Origin of the sequence: Flavobacterium ginsenosidimutans (assembly GCF_037478105.1) — a bacterium.
In the GTDB taxonomy this organism is placed as follows: Bacteria; Bacteroidota; Bacteroidia; order Flavobacteriales; family Flavobacteriaceae; genus Flavobacterium; species Flavobacterium ginsenosidimutans.
The window spans coordinates 3,701,412-3,725,242 of sequence record NZ_CP147988.1 but is presented as its reverse complement, the minus strand read 5'-3'; the positions used below and the strand labels follow the sequence as shown (position 1 = coordinate 3,725,242).

The 23,831-nt window shown below is 32.3% G+C and carries 19 protein-coding genes; 8 read left to right on the top strand and 11 right to left on the bottom strand.

The genetic code is table 11. From position 1 onward, the window contains the following. Positions 1–7: 7 nt before the first annotated feature. Entirely contained in the window at positions 8–1,273 is a 1,266-nt protein-coding gene (locus V6624_RS16390; protein ID WP_338839368.1) for an NAD(P)/FAD-dependent oxidoreductase, read from the top strand. A 142-nt stretch (positions 1,274–1,415) separates the two neighbouring features. Here V6624_RS16390 and V6624_RS16385 read toward each other — a convergent pair whose 3' ends face one another. Together V6624_RS16385 and V6624_RS16380 are read right to left on the bottom strand one after the other, a co-directional pair. Next, a complete protein-coding gene (locus tag V6624_RS16385) occupies positions 1,416–1,688 on the bottom strand; it encodes a DUF4242 domain-containing protein (protein ID WP_338839367.1) in 273 nt (90 codons plus the stop codon). 157 nt (positions 1,689–1,845) lie between these two features. Beyond that, entirely contained in the window at positions 1,846–3,075 is a 1,230-nt protein-coding gene (locus V6624_RS16380; RefSeq protein ID WP_338839366.1) for a multidrug effflux MFS transporter, read from the bottom strand. A gap of 145 nt (positions 3,076–3,220) precedes the next feature. On the opposite strand from V6624_RS16380, the gene V6624_RS16375 reads away from it, so the two are divergent. The 5 genes from V6624_RS16375 to V6624_RS16355 all read left to right on the top strand — a co-directional run bounded on the left by V6624_RS16375 (position 3,221) and on the right by V6624_RS16355 (position 7,917). Next, entirely contained in the window at positions 3,221–3,637 is a 417-nt protein-coding gene (locus V6624_RS16375; protein WP_111291091.1) for a hypothetical protein, read from the top strand. 85 nt (positions 3,638–3,722) lie between these two features. Then, complete coding sequence (locus V6624_RS16370; protein WP_111291089.1) at positions 3,723–4,106, top strand: hypothetical protein; 384 nt, start codon at positions 3,723–3,725, stop codon at positions 4,104–4,106. A 647-nt stretch (positions 4,107–4,753) separates the two neighbouring features. Continuing rightward, on the top strand, positions 4,754–6,667 hold the full coding sequence (locus V6624_RS16365) for a DUF294 nucleotidyltransferase-like domain-containing protein (protein WP_111291087.1): 1,914 nt from the start codon (positions 4,754–4,756) through the stop codon (positions 6,665–6,667). Positions 6,668–6,670: 3 nt separating this feature from the next. Then, on the top strand, positions 6,671–7,267 hold the full coding sequence (locus V6624_RS16360) for a 3'-5' exonuclease (RefSeq protein WP_111291085.1): 597 nt from the start codon (positions 6,671–6,673) through the stop codon (positions 7,265–7,267). 257 nt (positions 7,268–7,524) lie between these two features. Continuing rightward, positions 7,525–7,917, top strand: coding sequence for a hypothetical protein (locus V6624_RS16355; protein WP_111291083.1), 393 nt, complete (start codon positions 7,525–7,527; stop codon positions 7,915–7,917). A 73-nt stretch (positions 7,918–7,990) separates the two neighbouring features. Here the strand turns inward: V6624_RS16355 and acs are convergent, their stop codons facing one another. The 7 genes from acs to V6624_RS16320 form a co-directional block, all read right to left on the bottom strand. Beyond that, positions 7,991–9,901 carry an acetate--CoA ligase gene (acs, locus tag V6624_RS16350; RefSeq protein WP_111291081.1) on the bottom strand — a complete coding sequence of 637 codons (1,911 nt, stop codon included), beginning with the start codon at positions 9,899–9,901 and terminating at the stop codon, positions 7,991–7,993. Between the two features lie 499 nt (positions 9,902–10,400). Continuing rightward, positions 10,401–11,870, bottom strand: a complete 1,470-nt coding sequence (gene ilvC, locus V6624_RS16345) for a ketol-acid reductoisomerase (RefSeq protein WP_111291079.1) — start codon at positions 11,868–11,870, stop codon at positions 10,401–10,403. A gap of 59 nt (positions 11,871–11,929) precedes the next feature. Next, entirely contained in the window at positions 11,930–12,451 is a 522-nt protein-coding gene (gene ilvN / locus V6624_RS16340) for an acetolactate synthase small subunit (protein WP_111291077.1), read from the bottom strand. A gap of 88 nt (positions 12,452–12,539) precedes the next feature. Beyond that, entirely contained in the window at positions 12,540–14,228 is a 1,689-nt protein-coding gene (gene ilvB / locus V6624_RS16335) for a biosynthetic-type acetolactate synthase large subunit (RefSeq protein ID WP_111291075.1), read from the bottom strand. Positions 14,229–14,314: 86 nt separating this feature from the next. Further along, positions 14,315–15,988: a dihydroxy-acid dehydratase gene (ilvD, locus tag V6624_RS16330; protein WP_111291073.1), complete on the bottom strand. Its 1,674-nt coding sequence runs from the start codon at positions 15,986–15,988 to the stop codon at positions 14,315–14,317. 270 nt (positions 15,989–16,258) lie between these two features. Continuing rightward, a complete protein-coding gene (leuB, locus tag V6624_RS16325) occupies positions 16,259–17,377 on the bottom strand; it encodes a 3-isopropylmalate dehydrogenase (protein ID WP_111291071.1) in 1,119 nt (372 codons plus the stop codon). Positions 17,378–17,434: 57 nt separating this feature from the next. After that, positions 17,435–18,610, bottom strand: a complete 1,176-nt coding sequence (locus V6624_RS16320; RefSeq protein WP_095929340.1) for a 2-isopropylmalate synthase — start codon at positions 18,608–18,610, stop codon at positions 17,435–17,437. Positions 18,611–18,765: 155 nt separating this feature from the next. Between V6624_RS16320 and V6624_RS16315 the strand changes: the two genes are divergently transcribed. After that, positions 18,766–20,310: a hypothetical protein gene (locus V6624_RS16315; RefSeq protein WP_111291069.1), complete on the top strand. Its 1,545-nt coding sequence runs from the start codon at positions 18,766–18,768 to the stop codon at positions 20,308–20,310. A gap of 294 nt (positions 20,311–20,604) precedes the next feature. On the opposite strand, the gene V6624_RS16310 is transcribed toward V6624_RS16315, so the two are convergent. After that, positions 20,605–22,260, bottom strand: a complete 1,656-nt coding sequence (locus tag V6624_RS16310) for a M1 family metallopeptidase (protein WP_338839365.1) — start codon at positions 22,258–22,260, stop codon at positions 20,605–20,607. A gap of 167 nt (positions 22,261–22,427) precedes the next feature. Here V6624_RS16310 and V6624_RS16305 point away from each other — a divergent pair, with 167 nt between their 5' ends. Then, the gene (locus V6624_RS16305; RefSeq protein ID WP_338839364.1) at positions 22,428–23,126 is read left to right on the top strand and encodes a carbohydrate-binding family 9-like protein; all 699 of its coding nucleotides are present in this window, start codon (positions 22,428–22,430) and stop codon (positions 23,124–23,126) included. On the opposite strand, the gene V6624_RS16300 is transcribed toward V6624_RS16305, so the two are convergent. After that, complete coding sequence (locus V6624_RS16300) at positions 23,087–23,728, bottom strand: hypothetical protein (RefSeq protein ID WP_338839363.1); 642 nt, start codon at positions 23,726–23,728, stop codon at positions 23,087–23,089. The genes V6624_RS16305 and V6624_RS16300 overlap by 40 nt on opposite strands. Positions 23,729–23,831 lie beyond the last annotated feature (103 nt).

Below are 23,831 nucleotides of genomic sequence, written 5' to 3'. Positions count from 1 at the left end.
AACATATATGAAAATAGTCATTATTGGAGGTGGATTTGCGGGAATCAATCTAGCAAAAGAGCTCGTAAATCAACCTCAAATACAAGTAACTCTTGTAGACAAAAATAATTATAACTTTTTCCCACCACTTATATATCAAGTTGCTACAGCATTTTTAGAACCTTCGAGCATTAGTTATCCTTTTAGAAAATTTTTCGCAGGCAAAAAGAATCTTAGTTTTCGTTTAGGCGAATTATTATCTGTTTCTCCTGCAGAAAAGAAAATCACTTTAAGTAACGGAGAATTAGAGTACGATTACTTAGTTTTTGCGACTGGAGCCGAAACAAGTTATTTTGGCATGGAAAACGTAATGAAAAACGCTATTCCGATGAAAACCTTAAATGATGCCATCGTAATGCGTAATACACTGCTTAAAAACCTTGAAAAAGCTGCAATCTGTAAGGATATGCGTAAAAGACGTAAATTACTTACAATTGTTGTAGCAGGAGGGGGGCCGACAGGAGTAGAGGTTTCTGGTATGTTTGCCGAAATGCGTAAAAATATACTTCTAAAAGAATATCCAGAATTAGATACATCAGCAAGCAACGTTTATTTGGTTGATGGTGGCGATGCTTTATTAGCACCAATGAGCAAAGAATCTCAAAAAGATACGTTAGAAGCTTTGACAAAATTAGGCGTTGTAGTAAAATTGAACACCAAAGTTGTTGATTATGTTGATGATACTGTGGTATTTGAAAATGGAGAAACTATAAAAACCAGAAATCTAATCTGGGCTGCGGGAGTTTCTGCTAAAATTTTTGAAGGAATTCCAAAAGAAAGTTACGGTCGAGGAAGACGTATGGCAACAGACGAATTCAATAAAGTAAACGGTGTAGACCATATTTATGCAATTGGTGATACTGCGATTACAGCCGGAGATAAAAATTTCCCAGACGGGCATCCACAGGTTGCTCAAGTTGCGATTCAGCAAGGATTAAACTTGGCTAAGAATTTTAAAGCAATGATAGCAAATAAACCGCTTAAACCTTTCGCTTATAATGACAAAGGTTCTATGGCAATTATCGGAAAAGCAAAAGCTGTTGTAGATCTGCCAAGTCCGAAATGGCATTTCAAAGGTTTCTTTGCATGGATAATCTGGCTGTTCATCCACTTGATTTCTTTGATTACGTATAGAAACAGATTAAATACATTTTGGAACTGGATGGTAGCTTATTTCGCAAAAGATCAATCACTTAGAATGATTATTAGACCAGATAAGAAAACTCAGAATTAAAAAAAAATAAAATTCCAATTTTTTGAAATTCCAAATTCCAAAACCGGAAAACATTAAATATTAAAAAAGCCAAAAACAAATTGTTTTTGGCTTTTTTTATTCTTCAACAAATTGGAATTTTAATCAATTGAAATTTAATTATTTATTCAGCAGTAGTTGGGTCGATTATTCCTGTGACTTGATTAACTGAATTAGCTGGAAAACCTCCTAATTTAGCGTGTTCATAAACCATTTCCTCATTTGGCGCTATATAAATGCAATAAAGTTTATCATTTGTAATATAGCTATTTACCCACTGAATTTGTGTTCCTAGTTGACTGAGTACGCCACAGGAAGCCTGTGAAATACTTTTTAATTGATCATGTGTAAGTTTACCAGCATTTGGGATTTCTCTTTCAATAACATATTTCGGCATAATACTTCGAAATTTATTCCTACTCATGTGGCTTTTCGGTTTCGCCCCGTTTTTAAAATGGTATCTGGATTCCATTCCATTTTATACAATATAAAATTAACGAAATAAAATTGCAAAAACAATCAGTAATATTTGAATTTCAAATACTTACAAACAATCAATGACCAGATGTAAAATTATCTTCTGCAGACAATTCTACTTTTTGTGTAATAAAACGTTTCCCAATATTTAAAACAATAAAGGCAATAATAGTAGTAACCGTCATAATGAAAACCATTGGAGCAACAGAATCTTTTACAAAAATTCCAACAGCAAAAGAAGCCAAAGATCCTAAACCTAGTTGAATAGCACCCATTAAAGCCGAAGCGCTGCCTGCATTTTTTGCAAATGGAGCCATTGTAAGTCCAGCTGTATTTGGGTTTGAAATTCCTAAACAGCCTAAAAACACAAAAAGAATTGCTATAGTTTCATACAATCCTAAAAGGTTGTTTAAAGAAAGTACAAGAAAGACAATGCTAACAATAGATTGCAAAATTAATGCTGCAAAAATCATCTGTTCACTCGAAAATCTCTTTAATAAAACCGAATTTAACTGACTCGAGCCAATAAAACTAACAGACATAAAAGCGAAAATCCAACCATACGTTTTAGCATCAACATGGTAAATATCCATAAAAATTATAGGTGAGGCCGCTACATAAGTAAACAATCCCGAAAATGCAATTGCTCCTGTGAAAGTATAAGTATAAAATTGCGGTTCTTTAAGAACTTTTAAAAAGTTAGAAATAATTGGTTTTGGTTTTAAAGAAATAGAAGTATCAGGTTTATAACTATTTGGCAAACCAATTTGAGAAGCTAATAAAACAGCAATTCCCATACACATTAAAATAAAAAATACCGTGTGCCAACCATAATCTTCTGTAACATAACCGCCAATTGTAGGTGCTAACATTGGCGAAAGTCCAAGTACAAGCATTAAAAGAGAAAATACTTTTGGAATATCTTTTACAGGAAATAAATCACGAACCATTGCTACAGAAGCAACTGTAGCAGCACAGCTTCCGATTGCCTGAATAAAACGTAGTAGTATAAAATCATCAATATCAGTCACATAAACACATCCTAAAGAAGCTAGAATATAAACGAGAAGTCCAATAAACAAAGGTTTTTTACGCCCGAAACGGTCTAATAAAGGTCCATAAAGCAATTGTCCAGCAGAAATTCCGATGAAATAACTGGATAAACTCATAGAAACTTTAGCAACAGTAGTATTTAAATCTTTTGCAATTCCAGAGAAACCAGGCAGATACATATCGATTGAAAAAGGACCGAGAGCGGTTAAAGAACCTAGAATCAGAATCAGCTGAATATATTTTTTTGTTGTCATTATATTAAAAAAGGGCTTATAATTTTTTGCAAAGGTAAAGATTTCATACCTTGTTATAGAACTTGAAGAAGTTTATAACAATAAATTAAAGTAATCGCTAAAATTATTTATCGAAACTAATCTATTAATCTTTAAATTAAGAAGTATGAAAAAGTACATTTTGTTATTAGCAGTTTTATGCACATCAATTTCATTTGCTCAAACTATTACATCAAAACAAGAAGAAGCTAGTGTTGAGCAATATGAGCTTCTAAAGAAAGTAAATCAATATTATCCAGACATTTCATTAAGCAAATCGGTTACAAATTTTTACGCTGACGGAAAAATTATCGATTCGCAACAAGATTTTGATTTAAGAGGAACAAAATTTTCAAGCTACAAATTAGGAATTGAACCAGGAAACAAAAAAGTAAAATTTGATTATACTTCTAGTGAAGCTGGCCACGTATATGGCGACGTTACAATTTTTAACGGAAATGCTCTGCGAACAACTTTTAATGAAAAAACAAATCAAATTGATGTGTCACTAAATGGAAAATCAGTTTATTTGAAAAAGCTATAATTTTTTTCAGATTAAGAAAGCATCATAGATTTATGATGCTTTTTTAATTTATATTTGGTTCAAATTTTTAATAAAACGATTCATAATGAAAAAATTTCTTTTTATAGCATTTTTGATTGCTTTAAAATCATATTCACAGCAAAATAGATTTTCTGGAACTTGGGGAAATGAAAAATGCAAAGACTGTAAAAAAGAATTTATTTTCACCATAACAATAGCGCAGTCAAATTCTAAGATTTTTGGAACTGCAGAAGTTACAAGCGACCATAAAGAACTAAATTCTGGAATTTTAGAAGTTACCGGAGATGTTTATCCACTTGGCGATAAAGCTCAAATTAAATTGAAAGATAAAGACGGAACAAAATCGAGCGCAGTTTTATTTGTAAACGATGCTGTAATCCAGTTTACAAAAAATGGCGGAGGCGATGTTGTGCCAAAAGAGATGATTTTGAAAAAATTATACGAATAACTCTCTTCTCAGAGTTATTCCATTTTGACCTATAATTTATATTATGTAAAATAGAATATTTTAAAAACTGTCCTATAAATGTGCTGTACGGATTTTTGTTTGGGAAATTTTAATTTATGGCAAATTTACCTTCTGCCTCTAAAGATCAATTTTCTGTTAGAATATTTTTTTTCTTAAAACTGAAATCCTTCATAAATACGCTGTATAATTTTTATTTTTAAAAATTCCTGAATATTCAAAATTTAGCTCGCTGGATTATGCAGTTTATTTTTGAATCAAATTATTTTCCTCAAATTCAAATCGCTTATAAATGCGCTGTATGATTTTTATTTTTAAAAAATCCCAAATATTCAAAATTCAGCTTGCTGGATTTCTATACAGTTTATTTTATAATTAAAACATTTTTCTTAAATTCAAATATTCATAAATGCGCTATATGATTTTTGAATTAAAATATTTTCAAATATCGCAGTATTATCGATCTAGTTTGCCAATCATTTTGAAAAGATTAAAACTTTTTGAAGTCTTATTACCATTATCTTTTAACATTTCTTTAAAATAATTAGTTTCTGCTAAAGATACTTTCATTGTAAGACTTTATTTTACTATTTTTACATTCGATACTTTAAAAATAAATTATCACATATATGAATACAGTCGCTGAGCATATTGCAGATTTTTTAAAAGAATACAAACCATTTGATAATTTAACTTTCCAGGAATTATCAGATATTGCCACGAATATTCGTGTAATCAATTTAGAAAAACATGCGGTATTATTTCAAAATAACGATCCGCTTCACGAAAGCTTTTATGTTGTAGCTTCTGGTGTTATCAATCTTACAACCATTGCAGACGCTGAAGAAACCATTATAAATAAATGTCATGAAGGTGATATTTTTGGCTTGCGTCCGTTTTTTGCTAAGAATAACTACATGATGACTGCTAAAGCACGTGAAGAAAGTATTATTTATGCTATTCCAATCGCTGTTTTTAGACCTTTTGTTGCCAATAATTCAGATGTTTTAAACTTTTTATTGGAAAGTTTTGCAGTGAATTCGCGCCATACAAAAGACAGTATGAATTCTAATGGGAAATTGATTTCTGATGCCGATTACCTTGATCAGCAGACAGAAATGCAATACATTCAGTCACTTAACTATAATAATTCGCCATTAACAACTCAAGCTGGTTCTATCATAAAAGATGTTGCAATTTTGATGACAGATTCTATGCTTGACAATATTATAATCTGCGAAAAAAATCATCCAATTGGTATTGTTACCAATGCAGATTTATCGTCTAAAATTGCCACTGGCCGCTATCCTATTACAGAAACAATTGACAAAATCATGTCGTCTCCAGTTGTTACTGTTCTTGAAAATGTTTCTTTAGCAGAAGCACAATTGTTAATGCTAAAACACAATGTGACACACTTATGTGTTACAAAAGATGGAACAAGCAAATCTGTTGTAAAAGGAATTATTTCTGAACACGATCTTATTGTTGCTCAAGCTAGTAACCCTGGCGTTTTAATTAAAGAGATTAAGCGTTCGCAGTTGCCTAAAGACTTAAAACAAATTCGTGATCGTTTATCTGATTTGATTCAGAATTCGATTCAAAAAAATATTCCAATTTCTCACGTTAGTAATATTGCGAGTGAAATTAACTTGGCAATTATCAAAAGGGCAGTTGAATTATCAATTTTAGATTTAGGCTCCCCTCCTGCACGTTTTGCTTGGTTAAGCATTGGAAGTCAAGGGCGTAAGGAGCAGCTCTTACTTACTGATCAAGACAGCATTTTGATTTTTGAAGATGTTACTCCTGAAAAATACAGAGAAGTAAAAGATTATTTCTTAAGATTGGCAAAAAGAACAACTTCTATTTTAGAAAAAGTTGGTTATGACTATTGTCCAAACGGACATATGGGAAGCAATATGCTTTGGTGTAAATCATTGAGTGACTGGACAAAACAATATAATAGCTGGATGAATACTCCAGGTGAAAATAGTAATGATTTGAGCAGTATCTTCTTTGATTATGAAATTGTATTTGGCGAACCAAAAATTGAAGAAGCTATAGAAAATGTAATTTTCAAGAATGCTGTCAACAATACTTTATTCTTCGACTTTTTAGGAAATGATGCTTTAAAGAAAAATTCTCCTTTAAGTTTCTTCAAGAAATTTATAACCGAAGAAGATGGTCCGCACAAAGAGAAATTTGATATTAAAACTCGTGCATTAATGCCGCTGATTGACGGCGCTCGTTTATTGATATTAAATGCAAATATTAAAGGAATTCAAAATACATACCTAAGATTCAAACAATTAGCTATAACAGATTCTAAAAATGCGGAAATTTATTTAAGCTGCGCAGAAGCTTTTTTAACGCTTTCAAAATTTAGAACTGTCGAAGGATTAAAAAATGACGACTCTGGCCAATATATTAATTTAAGAGAAATGTCAAAATCTGACAAAGAGAAATTAAAAAATGCTTTAACCCCAATGAAAGATCTGGAGGAACTGATTAAGAGTAAATTTCAATTGACACAATTCTCATAAAATATGCTAGACTGGCTAAAAAATATCAATAAAGACTATCCAGATTTCTGGAAAGACTATTTAACTAAATTCGAAACTAAACCTAATAAGTTTGTTGTTTTATCAGCAGAAACTTCTGGGCTTAATCCAGATAAGGATGTTATATTGTCTTTGGGTGCATTTTCTGTAATTGATGACAGTATTGTAATAAAGGAAAATTTTGAAACCGTTTTGCTACAATATAAATACCTTCAAGACAACGGACTTTCAAATGAATTTATCATTGAAAGTAAAATGATGAAAATGCCTGAACCTGATGCACTTGAGGCTTTTGTTAATTTTATTGGAAACTCAATTTTAGTTGGGCATCACATCAATTTTGATATTGAAATGCTAAATGCAGCTTTGGAGCGCTTAGATTGTGGCCGATTAAAAAATGAAGCTTTAGATGTTGATGTAATGTATAGAAAACTTACAGATATAAATGACAAGCAGTTTTCTCTAGATGATTTGTGCGAAATTTATAAAATTCCGAAAAGTGATCGAAACTCTTCTTCTGAAGATGCATACAAAATCGGACTTTTATTTTTAAAATTAAAATCTAGATTGGGAATCAAGTAAATTTTTAAAATTTCAAAGTTTTTAAATTCCAATCCCGTATATAGAAAAGCCTCTTAAATTTTTAAGAGGCTTTTCTATTCTTAAAAAAACAAAAATATTTACAAATTTGATTTTTTTAGAATGGTCTGTCCTATTCTATTATTATTTTGTCTTTTAGAGGCTATTATTATCTTTTTTGAGTGAATAGATTTGCTCATAATTTTACAATAAATTATATCTTTAAAATAAAAATAAATCCTTTCTAAAACTTGAATTCTATGAAAAAGCTATTATTTGTTCTGTCATTGCTATTTTTTGTTTCAGCAATTTTTGCACAAAATCAAGATCCTTCGTCTAAGCGTATTCTAGGAAACTGGTATTCTAATACAAACCGAAGTACAAAATGGGTTTTTACCCAAGACGGGAAAGTTTACAATTACAACAATAACCAAATGAAAGTAATGTATAAATATACGGTCTCACACAGCTGTCAAAATTACTCAGATGATACTGCTGAATTTGTAACTCTACGTGACAAGGACGGTAATGAGTTTTGCTTTAAGATAAATGGAATTAATGAAAACAAAAATGGAATTCTGTCGCTTATTAATTTAAGCAATATGCAGCCTCTTGTTTTTGTGAACGATGAAAAATCAAAAATTGTGCAATAATTCCAATCAGTATTATATAAAAAAAATGCCTCTTTTATTAAGAGGCGTTTTCATTTTCTATTTATGTTTAAAATTAAGCAATTCTATCTTTCATAATTTGCTCTACAACTTCTGGATTTAACAAAGTTGACGTATCTCCAAAATTAGAGAAATCTCCTTCTGCAATTTTACGTAAAATTCTACGCATAATTTTTCCTGAACGAGTTTTTGGCAAACCAGAAACGAATTGGATTTTATCTAATTTAGCGATTGGTCCAATGTGATCTGCAATATATTGATTGATCTCTTTAGTTAAGTTTTCTTTATTTCTAACTTCACCAGTTTCTTTCAGAATAACAAATCCATATAATGCATTTCCTTTAATATCATGTGGGAAACCAACAATTGCAGATTCTGCTACAGCTGGGTGCTCGTTGATAGCGTCTTCAATTGGTGCTGTTCCTAAATTATGTCCAGAAACAATTACAACATCATCAACTCTACCTGTAATTCTGTAGTATCCAACTTCGTCTCTTAAAGCTCCGTCTCCTGTAAAATATTTTCCTGGGAAAGCAGAGAAATAAGTTTCTTTATAACGATCATGATTACCCCAGATTGTTCTAGCAATTCCAGGCCATGGGAATTTAATACATAAACTTCCAACTACTTGATTACCTTCAATTTCATTACGTTTTTCATCCATTAAAACTGGCTGAATTCCCGGTAAAGGCAATGTTGCATAAGTTGGTTTTGTTGGCGTAACAAAAGCAATTGGAGAAATCATAATTCCACCAGTTTCAGTTTGCCACCAAGTATCTACAACTGGACATCTCTTATCGCCCACGTGGTCATTAAACCAGTGCCAAGCTTCTTCGTTAATTGGTTCTCCAACAGATCCAATAACTTTAAGTGATTTAAGAGGATATTTTTGAATATAATCTAAACTTTCTTTTGCCAATGAACGAATTGCAGTTGGCGCAGTATAGAATTGTGTAATTTTATGCTTTTCGATAATATCCCAAAAACGGCTAAAATCTGGATAAGAAGGAACTCCTTCAAAAATTACAGTTGTAGCTCCATTCAATAATGGTCCGTATAAAATATAAGAGTGACCTGTGATCCAACCGATATCTGCTGTACACCAGAAAATATCATTGTCTTCGTAATTGAAAACATTTTTGAAAGTATAAGCAGTATAAACCATGTAACCTGCCGTAGTGTGAACCATTCCTTTTGGTTTTCCTGTTGATCCTGAAGTGTATAAAATAAACAAAGGATCTTCGGCATCCATAATTTCAGCAACGCTATTATCTAAAGCCGCATCCAATAATGGCTGTAACCAAATATCACGGCCTTCTTTCATTTTAACATCTGTATTAGTTCTTTTTGCAACTAAAACTTTTGTTACAGAAGGGCAAGTATCTAGAGCTTCATCTACAATTCCTTTTAAATCAATAGTTTTATTTCCTCTATAACCTCCATCAGATGTAATTACCATTTTACATTCGCAATCGTTGATTCTAGCAGAAACAGCAGAAGCAGAAAATCCAGCAAAAACAACAGAGTGAATCGCTCCAATTCTAGCACAAGCTAAAACAGAAACTGCTAATTCTGGAATCATTGGTAAGTAAATACAAACTCTATCTCCTTTACGAACACCTTGCTCGCGAAGAACGTTTGCCATTTTTGAAACTCTCTCGTACAATTCATTATACGAAATATGTAAAGCTTCTTCAGAAGGATCGTTCGGTTCAAAAATAATTGCCGTTTTATCTCCTCTTTTGCTTAAATGTCTATCAATACAATTTTTGGTAATGTTAACTTTAGCGTCTGTAAACCATTTTACTTCAGCTTCAGCCATATTAAAATCAACTACTTTTTCCCATTGTTGGTACCATGTAAAATTTTCTTCAGCTATTTTTCCCCAAAATTTTCTTGGCTCTCTTATTGACTTATTATAATGTTTAAAATATTGTTCTAAATTTTCAATTTTGTAATAGCTCATCGTTTGTTGAATTTTTTTATAAATGTATTAAATCTGAACGTATTCGTGAAATAATTTAATTCATAAATTTTACCAAATAAAAACATTTATTTAATAAAATATGATAATTATTTGTGTTTGTTTTAAAAATTTAAATTTTAAAGCAATTTAGAAAGGGCAAAAAAGGCATAATAAATAGATATTATGCCTTTTTTAATTTAACAAATTTCAATAACAATTAATTTTGTCAACTGCACTGCGAGTTTTCCTCTATTTTGAAAATAGCAGCATCATTATTAATTAACATAGAAATTTCAACAAGTATATTTTTTTAAGTAAAAATATACCCCAATTTTAGGGATTAGCCTCACTTAACTTACTCTCACTGGAAGTTAAGTGAATGCAATATGCATCTATATCTATTATCTTAATAAGTGCTTACTAATTCAAAATATTACAAATCATTGATACAGTGCAAATCCCGCAAAATCGAATTCTGCGGGAATTCCCAATTTTTTAATTATCCAATTTTTTTCATTGCTGTCATAGACTCTCTCAACCAAGCTCCTACTTCTTCGATAGGGTGTTGACGAATTTCTTTGTTTACAGCTATAAGTACCGCATTATCTACTCCGTTTGAAGTTGAAAATGGTTTACCAATAATATTAGTTTCAACTTTTTTCATGAACTCAGTCAATAATGGCTTACAAGCATGGTCAAATAAGTAACATCCGTACTCTGCAGTATCAGAAATTACACGGTTCATTTCGAACAATTTCTTTCTTGCAATTGTGTTTGCAATTAATGGCAATTCGTGTAATGACTCATAGTAAGCTGATTCTTCGATGATTCCAGCTTCAGTCATTGTTTCGAAAGCTAACTCAACACCAGCTTTTACCATTGCAATCATTAATACTCCATTATCAAAATATTCTTGCTCAGAGATTGGAGCTTCTTGTGGAGCTGTTTTTTCGAAGTTAGTTTCTCCTGTTGCAGCTCTCCATTTCAATAAGTTAACATCGTCATTAGCCCAGTCAATCATCATAGTTCTAGAGAATTCTCCAGAAATGATATCGTCTTGGTGTTTTTGGAATAATGGACGCATGATATCTTTCAATTCTTCAGCCAATTCGTAAGCTTCAATTTTTGAAGGATTGTTTAAACGATCCATCATATTTGTAATACCACCGTGTTTTAAAGCTTCAGTAATAGTTTCCCATCCGTATTGGATTAATTTAGAAGCGTAAGCAGCATCGATTCCTTTTTCAACCATTTTATCAAAACATAAAATAGATCCTGTTTGAAGTAAACCACAAAGAATAGTTTGCTCACCCATTAAATCTGATTTTACTTCAGCTACGAAAGATGATCTTAAAACTCCTGCTCTGTGTCCTCCAGTTGCTACAGCGTATGCTTTTGCCTGATCTAAACCAAATCCGTTTGGATCATTTTCTGGGTGAACAGCGATAAGAGTTGGAACTCCAAATCCTCTTTTGTATTCTTCACGTACCTCAGAACCTGGACATTTAGGAGCACACATAATAACAGTGATGTCTTTACGAATCTGCATTCCTTCTTCTACGATGTTGAATCCGTGAGAATAAGACAAAGTAGAACCTTGTTTCATTAATGGCATAATAGCAGTTACCACAGCTGTATGTTGTTTGTCTGGTGTAAGGTTACAAACTAAATCTGCAGTTGGAATCAATTCTTCGTAAGTTCCTACTTTGAAACCATTTTCAGTTGCATTTTTATAAGAAGCTCTTTTTTCTGCAATTGCATCTGCACGCAATGCATAAGAAATGTCTAAACCAGAATCTCTCATGTTTAAACCTTGATTCAAACCTTGTGCTCCACAACCAACAATTACAACTTTTTTTCCAGCTAATGCTGCAATTCCGTCTGCAAATTCTGATTGCTCCATAAATTCGCAAACTCCTAATTGTTCTAATTGTAATCTAAGTGGTAATGTATTGAAATAATTTGCCATTTTTGTTTTAATATTTAATGAAATGAAATTTTAATATTGATTTTTATAACTAAGATTTATTATTTAAAGGTTTCTAATAATGCCGAAATCTCCATTTTTTGTTTAGAAACTGATATTCTTCCCGAACGTACAAACTGCATAATTCCGTATGGTTTGAACTTTTGGTACAATTCTTCAATTTCAGAACGTCTTCCTGATTTTGAAATCACGAAGAAATCACGAGAAACCGTTACAATCGTAGACTGGCTTTCTTTGATAATATTCTGAATCTGTTTCTCATCAAACAACAAACTTGAAGCGATTTTGAATAAAGCATTTTCTAAGAAAATCGTTTCTTCATCTGTATGATAAAATGCTTTTATTACTTCAATTTGTTTTTCAATCTGGCCTACAATATTCTGAACCCATTTTTCTGTCGTATTTACTACGATGATAAATCTTGAAACATTCTCTATTTCTGATTCTGAAACATTTAGACTTAATATATTAATGTGACGCTTTAAGAATATCCCTGATATTCTATTTAATAAACCCACGTTATTTTCTGAGTATACCGATATGGTAAATGTTTTATCTTCCATGTTGTTTTTTAGTTTTATTTGTTTCAAGTTTCAGGTTTCAAGTCTTGCTTAACTTGGAACATGAAACTTGAAACATGAAACTTTTTTCTTAACTTAATCTAATTTCTGATACACAAGCTCCTGTTGGAATCATTGGGAAAACGTTGTTTTCTTTTTCGACTACAACTTCTAAGAAGTATGAATCTTTTGATGCTAGCATCTCAGCGACCGCTGCATCTAAATCTTCACGTTGTGTAACTTTTTTAGATTTGATATAATATCCTTCAGCAATTGCAATGAAATTTGGATTAATCATTTTTGTTGAAGCATATCTGTTATCAAAGAATAATTCTTGCCATTGGCGAACCATTCCTAAGAATTCGTTGTTTAAAATGACAATCTTCACTGGAACCTGAGTTTGGAAAATAGTTCCAAGTTCCTGAATTGTCATTTGGAAGCCTCCATCACCAATAATCGCTACTACTTCACGCTCTGGTTTTCCCATTTTTGCTCCAATTGCAGCAGGCAATGCGAATCCCATAGTACCTAAACCTCCTGAAGTAATGTTACTTTTAGTCGAATTGAATTTAGCATAACGGCAAGCAAACATTTGGTGCTGACCCACATCTGAAACAATGATTGCATCTCCTTTTGAATGTTTGTTGATCATTTCGATAGTTTCTCCCATCGAAATTCCTTTACCGTTTGTTGGATTTAATTCTTCTTTTATTACTGAATCGTATTCAATTTTACTTAACTCTTTAAATTCATTATGCCAAGCATCATGAGATTTTGCATCTAATAATGGTAATAAAGCAGCTAAAGATTCTTTCACATCTCCTAAAACAGCAATTTCTGTTTTAACGTTTTTATCAACCTCTGCAGGATCAATTTCGAAGTGAACTACTTTTGCCTGTTTTGCATAAGTGCTTAATTTACCTGTAACACGATCGTCAAAACGCATTCCGAAAGCAATTAAAACATCGCATTCGTTTGTTAGTAAATTTGGCGCATAGTTTCCGTGCATTCCTAACATACCAACATTTAAAGGATGATCTGTTGGTAAAGCTGATAATCCTAAAATTGTCCAAGCTGCTGGAATTCCAGCTTTTTCAACCACTGCTTTAAACTCAGCTTCTGCCTGACCAAGAATAACTCCTTGTCCAAAAACAATAAAAGGTTTTTTGGCACTATTGATTAAAGCTGCAGCTTCAGCAACTTTATCTAAATTTAATTTTGGAACTGGAACATAACTTCTTATTCCTGTGCATTTTTCATAGCTAAATTCGAACTCATCAAACTGAGCGTTTTTAGTAATATCAACCAATACAGGCCCTGGACGTCCAGAACGAGCAATATAAAATGCTTTTGCAATAATTTCAGGAATTTGAGAAGCTTCAGTTACCTGAAAATTCCATTTTGTAACCGGAGTTGAAATTCCGATAATATCTGTTTCCTGAAATGCATCAGATCCTAATAAATGTCTTCCAACTTGCCCAGTAATACATACTAATGGAGTTGAGTCGATTTGAGCATCTGCAATACCAGTTACTAAATTTGTAGCTCCTGGTCCAGAAGTAGCAATTGCTACCCCTACTTTTCCTGTAGCTCTTGCATAACCTTGAGCTGCATGCGTTGCACCTTGTTCGTGACGTACTAAAACGTGGTGTAACTGATCTTGAAATTTATATAATTCGTCGTAAACTGGCATTATAGCTCCACCTGGGTAACCATAAATTAAATCTACTCCTTCTGCTAATAAACATCTTATAACGGCTTCTGCCCCTGATATTTTCATAGTATATTGTTTTTCAAAAGTCAAACTTCAATTTTAAATTTTTATTGATGTTGAAGTTTGCTTTTTGATTTTGTTATTTTTTTTAATTAATTATCGGTTACACATCCTGTTGATGCACTAGAAACCGATCTAGCGTATTTAAGTAAAACCCCTCTGTCAACTTTTAATTTCGGCTGAACCCAAGCCGCTTTTCTAGCTGCAAATTCTTCGTCAGATATCTTCAGGTCGATTGTATTTTTCACAGCGTCAATAGCGATTAAATCCCCATCTTTTACTAGCGCAATACCACCACCATCATATGCTTCTGGTGTAACGTGACCTACCACGAAACCGTGCGAACCGCCCGAGAATCTACCGTCTGTGATTAGTGCACAACTGCTTCCTAATCCAGCGCCAATAATAGCAGATGTAGGCTTCAGCATTTCAGGCATTCCCGGACCACCTTTTGGCCCACAACCCCTGATGACGACTACATTACCTGGTTTAATCTTTCCGGCTTGAAGACCTGGAATTACTTCAAATTCACCTTCAAATACAACAGCTGGTCCTTCGAAATATTCTCCTTCTTTTCCGCTGATTTTTGCCACAGCACCTTCAGAAGCAAGATTTCCGTATAATACCTGAATATTTCCTGTTGGTTTTAATGCTTTTTGAATTTCATGAATTACTTCTTGTCCGTCTTGTAAATCTGGAGTTGAAGCTAAATTTTCAGCAACTGTTTTTCCTGTTACAGTCAAACAATCTCCGTGAATAAGTCCTACTTTCAGTAAGTATTTCATAACTGCTGGAATACCTCCAACTTCGTGAATGTCTTCCATCATATACTTACCACTTGGTTTCATATCTGCCAATACTGGTGTTCTATCGTTAATCGCCTGGAAATCATCTAAAGTGATTGTAATTCCAACTGAATGCGCCATTGCAATTAAGTGCATAACCGCATTTGTAGAACCACCTAAAACCGCTACGATTGTAATAGCGTTTTCAAAAGCCTTACGAGTCATAATGTCTCTTGGCTTAATATCTTTTTCTAATAATATTTTGATTGCTTTTCCAGCTTCAAGACATTCGTCTCTTTTTTCTTGGCTTAAAGCAGGATTAGAAGAACTATAAGGCAAGCTCATTCCTAATGCTTCAATAGCAGAAGACATAGTATTTGCAGTGTACATACCACCGCAAGCACCAGCTCCCGGACAAGCATTTTGAATAACTCCTTTAAAATCTTCTGGAGTAATTTCGCCTTTTACTTTTTTTCCTAAAGCTTCAAAAGCAGAAACGATGTTTAAAGATTCACCTTTCCATTTTCCAGAGTGAATAGAACCACCGTAAATCATCATTGACGGACGGTTCAATCTTCCCATTGCGATTAATGCTCCTGGCATATTTTTATCGCAACCAGGAATTGCAATAATACTATCATACCATTGCGCTCCCGCAACAGTTTCGATAGAATCTGCAATTACGTCTCTAGAAACCAGTGAGTAACGCATACCTTCAGTTCCGTTAGAAATACCGTCACTGACACCAATGGTATTAAAAATAAGTCCGACAAGATCCGCATTCCAGACACCTTTTTTAACATCTTGTGCTAAATCATTCAGGTGCATGTTGCAAGTGTTACCATCGTAACCCATGCTCACAATACCAACTTGTGCTTTTTTTAAATCTTCCTCAGTTAAACCAATTCCGTACAACATCGCTTGCGCCGCAGGCTGTGTTTGATCTTGTGTGATGGTCTTGCTGTACTTATTTAATTCCATTATTGCTTATTTATTTTTTAATTTTTTGTTCAAAAAAAAACCTTCCAAGTATTTGGAAGGTTTGTAATATAGTCTTTCAATTATATTTATAACATTCCCGATGCAGATGTGTGAATCACATTGACAACAACGACAGAAGTAATAATAATTGAGATTTGCATCCTTTGTTTTTTAGTGTTACAAAAGTAAATAAACTTAAGCAACTAAAAAAACAAAATCTCAACATTTCAAAGACTTCTTGTTATTATCTTCACATTTTAACAAAAAAGATTAAACAATTGTCGATTGCCCAATACTTACATTGTCATTATTAAAATACAGCAAATCATCTTTACTGAAAATAAAATTAGAAACGAACTCTCCTACTTCGTTTGTTCCAAATTTTGAATCTGGTTTCAAATCAACTGTAACTACTTTGTATTCAATTGCTTTTTCTACCGCTTTATAAACTACATGAGCTTCTTTAGTCAATCCAAAATGCTCCAGCAAAAGCGCAGCCGCTAAAATCGAAGCAATCGGATTAGCAATGTTTTTTCCTTTTGCCTGTGGATATGATCCGTGAATTGGCTCAAACAAAGCATTTTTCTCTCCTAAAGACACTGATGGCAATAAACCAATAGATCCTGTAATTACACTAGCTTCATCAGATAAAATATCTCCAAATAAGTTCTCAGTCAAAATCACATCAAACTGTTTTGGATTTAAGATTAACTGCATTGCTGCATTATCCACAAATAAGAAATCTAAAGCTACATCTGAATACTCTTCGCTCACTTTCTGAACTACTTTTCTCCACAATCTAGAAGTTTCCAAAACATTTGCTTTATCAACCAATGTTAGCTTTTTGCGTCTTTTTTGTGCCGATTTAAAAGCTAAATGTGCTATTCTAGTGATTTCTTCTTCTGAATATTCACATAAATCAGAAGCATGTGTTCCTTCTTCATTTAGTGTTTTAGCTCCAAAATAAGCACCACCTGTTAATTCTCTAAAAATGGTAAAATCAGCTCCTTCAATAATTTCTCTCTTTAAAGGAGAAGCTTCAATTAAGGCTTTATAAGGTTTTATAGGACGAATATTAGCAAACAATCCTAATTCTTTTCGCAGTTTTAATAATCCTTGTTCTGGACGAACTTTGGCATTTGGATTGTTATCGTATTTAGGATCTCCAATCGCACCAAGCAAAACTGCATCTGTGTTAAGACAAAGATTCAGAGTTTGCTCCGGTAAAGGATTTCCCGTTTTATCGATAGCAACCGCTCCCATCAGCGCTTCTTCAAAAACAAATTCATGATTATACACTTCGCCAATGGCGTACAAAGCTTTCTTGGCTTGTAAAATTACCTCAGGCCCAATTCCATCTCCTGGTAAAACTGCAATTTTTAAATTCATAATCTCTCGCTCTTTATGTCTTTAAATCCTTATTGTTCCAAATTTATTTTTGAAATATTAACTTCTGATTAATTCGCCTTCTATTTTAGAAGCTTCAATAATCTGATGAATATCTGCGTCTACAACTTCTTTTTTAATGTCAGCGAATTTCAAGAATTCGATATAAACGATATCTAATTGTGTTTTTGTCAATTCGTAACCTACTTTTTTAGCACGGTAAGCCAAAGCAGCTCTTCCGCTTCTTGCTGTTAAAATGATTGAAGATTCATTCACACCCACATCAAGCGGATCCATGATCTCGTAAGTTGCTCTGTTTTTAATTACACCATCTTGGTGAATTCCAGAACTGTGTGCAAAAGCATTTGCTCCTACGATTGCCTTATTTGGCTGAACAATCATTCCCATACTTTCAGAAACTAAACGGCTCATTTCGTTTAATTCTCTTGTATTAATATTTGTATCTAAATTTAAGTAAGGGTGTTGTTTGAAAATCATTACCACTTCTTCAAGTGCAGTATTTCCAGCTCTTTCTCCAATACCATTAATAGTACATTCTATTTGTCTTGCTCCATTGATAGCTCCTGCGATTGAGTTTGCAGTTGCCATTCCTAAATCATTATGACAGTGACATGAAAGGATTACGTTTTCGATTCCTTTTACGTTTTCTTTCAAGTATTTAATTTTTGCTCCGTATTCTTCTGGAAGACAATATCCAGTAGTATCAGGAATATTCAATACAGTTGCTCCAGATTTGATAACTTCTTCGCAAACTTTTGCTAAGAATGCATTATCAGTTCTTCCTGCATCCTCTGCATAGAATTCAACATCTTCTACATACGATTTTGCATGTGCTACAGCGAATTTCGCTCTTGCAATAATATCTTCAGGCGTAGTTTGTAATTTGTGGAGTATGTGAGATTCTGAGGTTCCGATTCCAGTATGGATTCTAGGTTTCTTAGCGTGCTTTAAGGCAGCTGCCGCAACATCAATGTCATTTTTTACGGCTCTTGTTAGTCCGCAGACGGTTGCATTTTCTACAATTTTACAAATCTCAGAGACCGATAAAAAATCGCCCGGACTTGACACAGGAAACCCTGCTTCGATAATGTCAACCCCCATTTTGTCAAGTCGTTCTGCGATAACTAATTTTTGTTTAGTATCTAACTTACATCCTGGGACTTGTTCACCATCTCGCAAAGTGGTGTCAAAAATTTGAACTTTCTCTCTATTCATATTCATTAATTTAATGTAATTTCACATCTTGATAACAAATATATATTGTACTATCGCAGTACGAAATTCGTTTTCATGAAATTATACTGCTCATAAAACGTTTTATATCTTATTAACTAATTTATTATCAATAAGTTACATTATTATTTTTTACAATGGCTAACCATCAAAAAGATTTCTTATTTGTTTTAATCAAATCACTTTCGAAATCAGAAAAAAGACAGTTTAAAATTTTTGCAAGCCGATTAGAGACGAGTTCAAACACAAAATTTATCGAATTATTCAATATTCTCGATAAATCTGAAGTTTATGATGAAAAACTCATTTTAAAAAGTGGCGTCATTCAAAAAGTACAGCTATCTAACTTAAAATCATACTTATACAAGCAAATCTTGGTTAGTATAAGGTTAAATATTCCTAGCCAAAACATTCGTTATCAGCTTCGAGAGCAAATGGATTTTGCTGTTATTCTTTATAATAAAGGATTATATAAGCAGAGTTTAAAAATATTAGACAAAACAAAACAGCAAGCTCTTGAAAATGATGAAAAATATATGGCGTATGAAATTGTAGAATTCGAAAAATTAATCGAATCACAATATATTACCCGAAGTATCCAAGGCCGCGCAGACGAATTGGTTATTCAGGCAAAAGAATTAAACTACAGAAATACAATTTCAAGTAAATTATCAAATTTATCGCTTCAGTTGTATGGAATCATGCTAAAAACTGGATACGTAAAAAGCGATGCTGAATACAAGTATATTGATGATTATTTTAACAGACATATTTCAAAATTAGACGAAAGTAAATTTGGTTTTCGAGAAAAATACTGGTTTTACAATGCCAATTTATGGCGAAGCTTCTTGGTACAGGACTTTTTAGCGAGTTATAAATATGCCTATAAATGGGTTACATTATTTTATGATAATCCGAATATGATCTATCTAAATCCTGTGTTTTTCTTAAAAGGAAATCATTATTTCTTAGAATCACTTTATATGTTAAAATATACATCGAATTTCAAAAGATACCTGAATCTTCTAGAAGAGACTATTGCTGATCCAAAATTCCCTGTAAATGATAACATTGCGTCACTATCATTTCTATATGTTTACAATAACAAGTTAAATCTACATATCTTGGAAGGTACTTTCGCGGAAAGCGAATATTTAATTCCTGAGATTTTAAATAAATTGAAATTACACAGCGAACATCTGGATGAACATCACGAGATGCTGTTTTTCTATAAAATTGCTTCTATTTATTTTGGTAGCGAAAAATACAATGAATGCATTAATTACTTAGATAAAATCATCAACAATAAAAACTTGACAATGCGCGAAGATTTAATGTGCTTTGCAAGATTATTATCTTTAATTGCGCATTATGAGCTCGGAAAAGATTATTATTTAGAAAATCATTTGAAGAGCACGTATAAGTTTTTATTGAAAATGAATGACTTACACGAGGTTCAAAAGGAGATCATAAAATTCCTTAGAAACTTAAACAACTTCTACCCTGCTGATATTAAAAAGGAATTTAAAAAAATGCACACTCGTTTTGTGGAACTGGAAAAGAATACCTACGAAAAAAGAGCTTTTTTATACTTAGATATCATTTCATGGCTTGAAAGCAAAATAGAAAACAGAAAAATTGCTGATATTATTAGGGAAAAAGCGAAATTGAATAATCGATAAGTTTTTAAACTCCAATTCTCTAAATTCCAAATTCCAATAACAAAAGCACTAAAAAAGTAAGTTTTTTTTAGCGCTTTTTTTGTCATCCTGAGGAACGAAGGATCACACTCGTAAATCAACAAAGATTGGAAAATTACTATTCGATAGTTTCTAGTGTGATCCTTCGTTCCTCAGGATGACAAACTTTACACAAAAAACAAACCCGACAGGTTTTAAAGACCTGTCGGGTTTACTAAACGAAAAATCCCAAATTCCTCTTAAATTTAGAATTTTTATATTGGAATTTCTTAAACTTTATTCCACAATATTAGAAGTCGTAACATAGAAGTTTTTATCAACTTCCAGCTTTCTATCCTCACTTGTTGTTTTTATCGATTGCCATTCTGTTGTTGGTTTCAACCAAGTTTCAACTCCGTTTAATGTAACTTTTACCGGCATATCAAATTTCGAAACACAATTTGTCCAATGGTATCCTAAAGTTCCGTTTTTAAACATATATTCAAAAACAGGAATTTTAGTTGTAGTCAAATATTGCGCATAAACTCTATTGAAATTAATTCCCGATTGCTCGTTAATATAATCCTCAATTTGTTTTGAAGTCACAGTTTGATGGTAAAAAGTTTTATTTAAACCTCTTAAAATAGATTTCCATTTAGCATCATCATTAATAATCTGACGAATTGTATGCAACATATTTGCTCCTTTCGGATACATATCGCCAGACCCTTCATTGTTTACATCGTAATGACCAATAATTGGTTTATCATTTTCAATACCATTTCTGCATCCAATCACATATTCAGCCGCCGCTTCTTTACCATAATAATACTCAATAAAAAGGCTTTCAGAATAATTAGTGAAACTCTCATGAATCCACATATCAGCGATGTCTTTATATGTGATGTTATTAGCAAACCATTCGTGCCCTGATTCATGAATAATGATAAAATCAAATTTTAATCCCCATCCAGTTCCACTAAGATCTTTCCCTAAATAACCTTGCTTGTACTGATTTCCATAAGTAACAGAACTTTGATGTTCCATTCCCAAATAAGGCACTTCAACTAATTTATAGCTGTCTTCGTAAAAAGGATAAGGTCCAAACCAATTTTCAAAAGCTTTTAGCATTTTTGGAGCATCTTTAAAATGTTCTTTTGCCAAATCCAGATTATCTCTTAAAACATAATAACTGCAATCTAAGTTTCCTTTTTCTCCTTTGAAAACTTCAGTAAAGTTTACGTAATCACCAATATTAATGTTTACACCATAATTATTGATTGGATTAGAAACATACCAATTGAAGGTTTTTGTGCCGTCTTTTTCTTTTTTAACACTTTTCAATCTTCCGTTAGAAACTTCTGTCAAATCGCCAGGAACATTCACGCTGATTAACATGTTTTCAACTTCATCATACATATGATCTTTACATGGCCACCAAACACTTGCACCTAAACCCTGACAAGATGTAGCAATAAAATCTTTTCCATTTTTATCTTTTTTCCAAGAAAATCCGCCGTCCCAAGGGGCTCTAACTGCTTCTTTCGGTTTCCCTTCATATAAAATTACAATCTCTTTAGTATCTCCAACTTTTTGTTTTTCGCTTAAAGTGATAAAAAAAGCATTTCCATCTCTTTCAAACTTCAACTCTTTTCCGTTTTGAGTTACTTTAGTGATGTTCATTGGCTGCTGCAAATCAATCTGCATTCTGTTGTTTTCTGTTAAAACAGTATAACGAACTGTGTTAGTACCCGAAATAAATTTATCAGACGGCTTTACTTTCACATCCAAATGATAGTATTTTAAATCCCACCAAGCTCTTTCTTTTGTAATACTGCCTCGCAATGTATCCTGATGCGTAAAAACAGTTTCTGACTTGTTTAAAAGTCCTTGTGCATTTGCAGTGAAACCAACCAAAAAGGCGATAAAAACGCCACTAAAGTATTTTTTCATTATTTAAAAATTTGTATGAAATAAAGGAATTAAATCAGTTTATTTTTAACAAATGTAAACATTCAGATCAAGTAATTTAAAAATTTATGATTTTGATGATAAAAAAATACCGCCAGTTTTAATTAATCTTCTCTATTTTAGTGGTTTCAAAATATTAGAATTTAAATATGAGATTTGACACCATACTTTCGTCTTTGGTCGTAATAATAACAGCAGCTGTTAATTCGCAAAATATTCCCATTCCAAAAACAAAGAGCAAAATAAGCATTGATGGCGATTTATCTGATTGGAAAACTCCATTTTTAGGGCCTTTTGTAATTCATGATTCAGAAAAAAAAGCAGTACAGAATACATTTGTTTCACTTTCGTGGGATAAAAAAAATCTCTATTTAGCTTATAAATGCACAGATTCTAATATTATTGGAAAAACACAAGACAAAGATTCTCAAATTTTCTACACCGATGATTTGGTTGAAATTTTTCTAGATCCAGATGGAGACAGCCACAATTATATTGAAGTTGGAGTAAATGCATTTTCTACAAATTATGATTTGCTTTTAAAATGTATTTCGCCAGAATGCGGAGGATGGAATACAGAACTAAATTTTGATATTAAAGGAATAGAAACTGTAAGCAATATAAATTCTGATGGATATACAGCAGAAATAAAAATTCCCTTTTCTAGTCTTGAAAAAATTGAAAATGGTGGTTTTATAAAACCAAAGATTGGAACGAAATGGAAAGGAAATGCTTTTAGAATTGATTACGGTAACACAACTGAATATCTTGCTTTACACCCTTATAAGAGTTCAAAATTTGGATTTCATCAGCCTGAAGAATTTGCTGTTTTTGAGTTTGTAGAATAGTTTTTAATGAATTGAAACTGCTGAAATTCGTTCACTTTATAATATTCGGCTCCATCTACTAAATAAGCAAAAGATGAATTAGTCATTTTCATTTCATAAATTTCAAAAATAGATTTATTTCTAACAAAGTACATATTTGAATAAAACCTGTCACTTAAATTCCCATAGCATTTGTATGTTTCTAAAAACATACAAATGCCTTTTTTTAAAACAGTTGGATTTGTAAAATCTTTTGGAAGGAATATGTCTATAAAAGTGTTATTATCTACATACAATTCACCTGTACTATCATTAATTGGATAATAATTCCCATTTGTTGATTTCTCTAAAAACAAAATTAATCTCTGCCCTGCCCTTAATTGTTTAATTCTAGGATCGCAAATCCATTCTTTCCAAATAGTTACGTTAATTTTCTGACTTGATTTTCCTTTTACAAACTCATTTATCGTAAATTGATAATCATTTTTGAATACTTTAGAAATAGTTCCGTCAACTATTAAAACTGCTTTAGAAATCACGATGGAATATGGCGTGACATTTTTTTTAAAGCCATAGTTTAGAGTCGGAACCAAAAACAAAAACAAGCATACAACTAATCGCATAGGAATATTATTTAATACTAAAATAATATATTTTTTTGTCATTTCGACGAAGGAGAAATCACACTCGTAAATCGACAAAGATTGAAGATATTCTTTGCGGAAT

Coding starts and splice junctions, on each gene's coding strand:
- V6624_RS16370 (WP_111291089.1), top strand. CDS start 3,723: ATGAAAAAATTTCTTTTTATAGCATTTTTGATTGCTTTAAAATCATAT.
- V6624_RS16320 (WP_095929340.1), bottom strand. CDS start 18,610: ATGAATAGAGAGAAAGTTCAAATTTTTGACACCACTTTGCGAGATGGT.
- V6624_RS16300 (WP_338839363.1), bottom strand. CDS start 23,728: ATGCGATTAGTTGTATGCTTGTTTTTGTTTTTGGTTCCGACTCTAAAC.
- V6624_RS16385 (WP_338839367.1), bottom strand. CDS start 1,688: ATGCCGAAATATGTTATTGAAAGAGAAATCCCAAATGCTGGTAAACTT.
- ilvC (WP_111291079.1), bottom strand. CDS start 11,870: ATGGCAAATTATTTCAATACATTACCACTTAGATTACAATTAGAACAA.
- V6624_RS16390 (WP_338839368.1), top strand. CDS start 8: ATGAAAATAGTCATTATTGGAGGTGGATTTGCGGGAATCAATCTAGCA.
- acs (WP_111291081.1), bottom strand. CDS start 9,901: ATGAGCTATTACAAAATTGAAAATTTAGAACAATATTTTAAACATTAT.
- V6624_RS16375 (WP_111291091.1), top strand. CDS start 3,221: ATGAAAAAGTACATTTTGTTATTAGCAGTTTTATGCACATCAATTTCA.
- ilvB (WP_111291075.1), bottom strand. CDS start 14,228: ATGAAAATATCAGGGGCAGAAGCCGTTATAAGATGTTTATTAGCAGAA.
- V6624_RS16365 (WP_111291087.1), top strand. CDS start 4,754: ATGAATACAGTCGCTGAGCATATTGCAGATTTTTTAAAAGAATACAAA.
- V6624_RS16360 (WP_111291085.1), top strand. CDS start 6,671: ATGCTAGACTGGCTAAAAAATATCAATAAAGACTATCCAGATTTCTGG.
- V6624_RS16315 (WP_111291069.1), top strand. CDS start 18,766: ATGGCTAACCATCAAAAAGATTTCTTATTTGTTTTAATCAAATCACTT.
- ilvN (WP_111291077.1), bottom strand. CDS start 12,451: ATGGAAGATAAAACATTTACCATATCGGTATACTCAGAAAATAACGTG.
- ilvD (WP_111291073.1), bottom strand. CDS start 15,988: ATGGAATTAAATAAGTACAGCAAGACCATCACACAAGATCAAACACAG.
- V6624_RS16305 (WP_338839364.1), top strand. CDS start 22,428: ATGAGATTTGACACCATACTTTCGTCTTTGGTCGTAATAATAACAGCA.
- V6624_RS16355 (WP_111291083.1), top strand. CDS start 7,525: ATGAAAAAGCTATTATTTGTTCTGTCATTGCTATTTTTTGTTTCAGCA.
- V6624_RS16310 (WP_338839365.1), bottom strand. CDS start 22,260: ATGAAAAAATACTTTAGTGGCGTTTTTATCGCCTTTTTGGTTGGTTTC.
- V6624_RS16380 (WP_338839366.1), bottom strand. CDS start 3,075: ATGACAACAAAAAAATATATTCAGCTGATTCTGATTCTAGGTTCTTTA.
- leuB (WP_111291071.1), bottom strand. CDS start 17,377: ATGAATTTAAAAATTGCAGTTTTACCAGGAGATGGAATTGGGCCTGAG.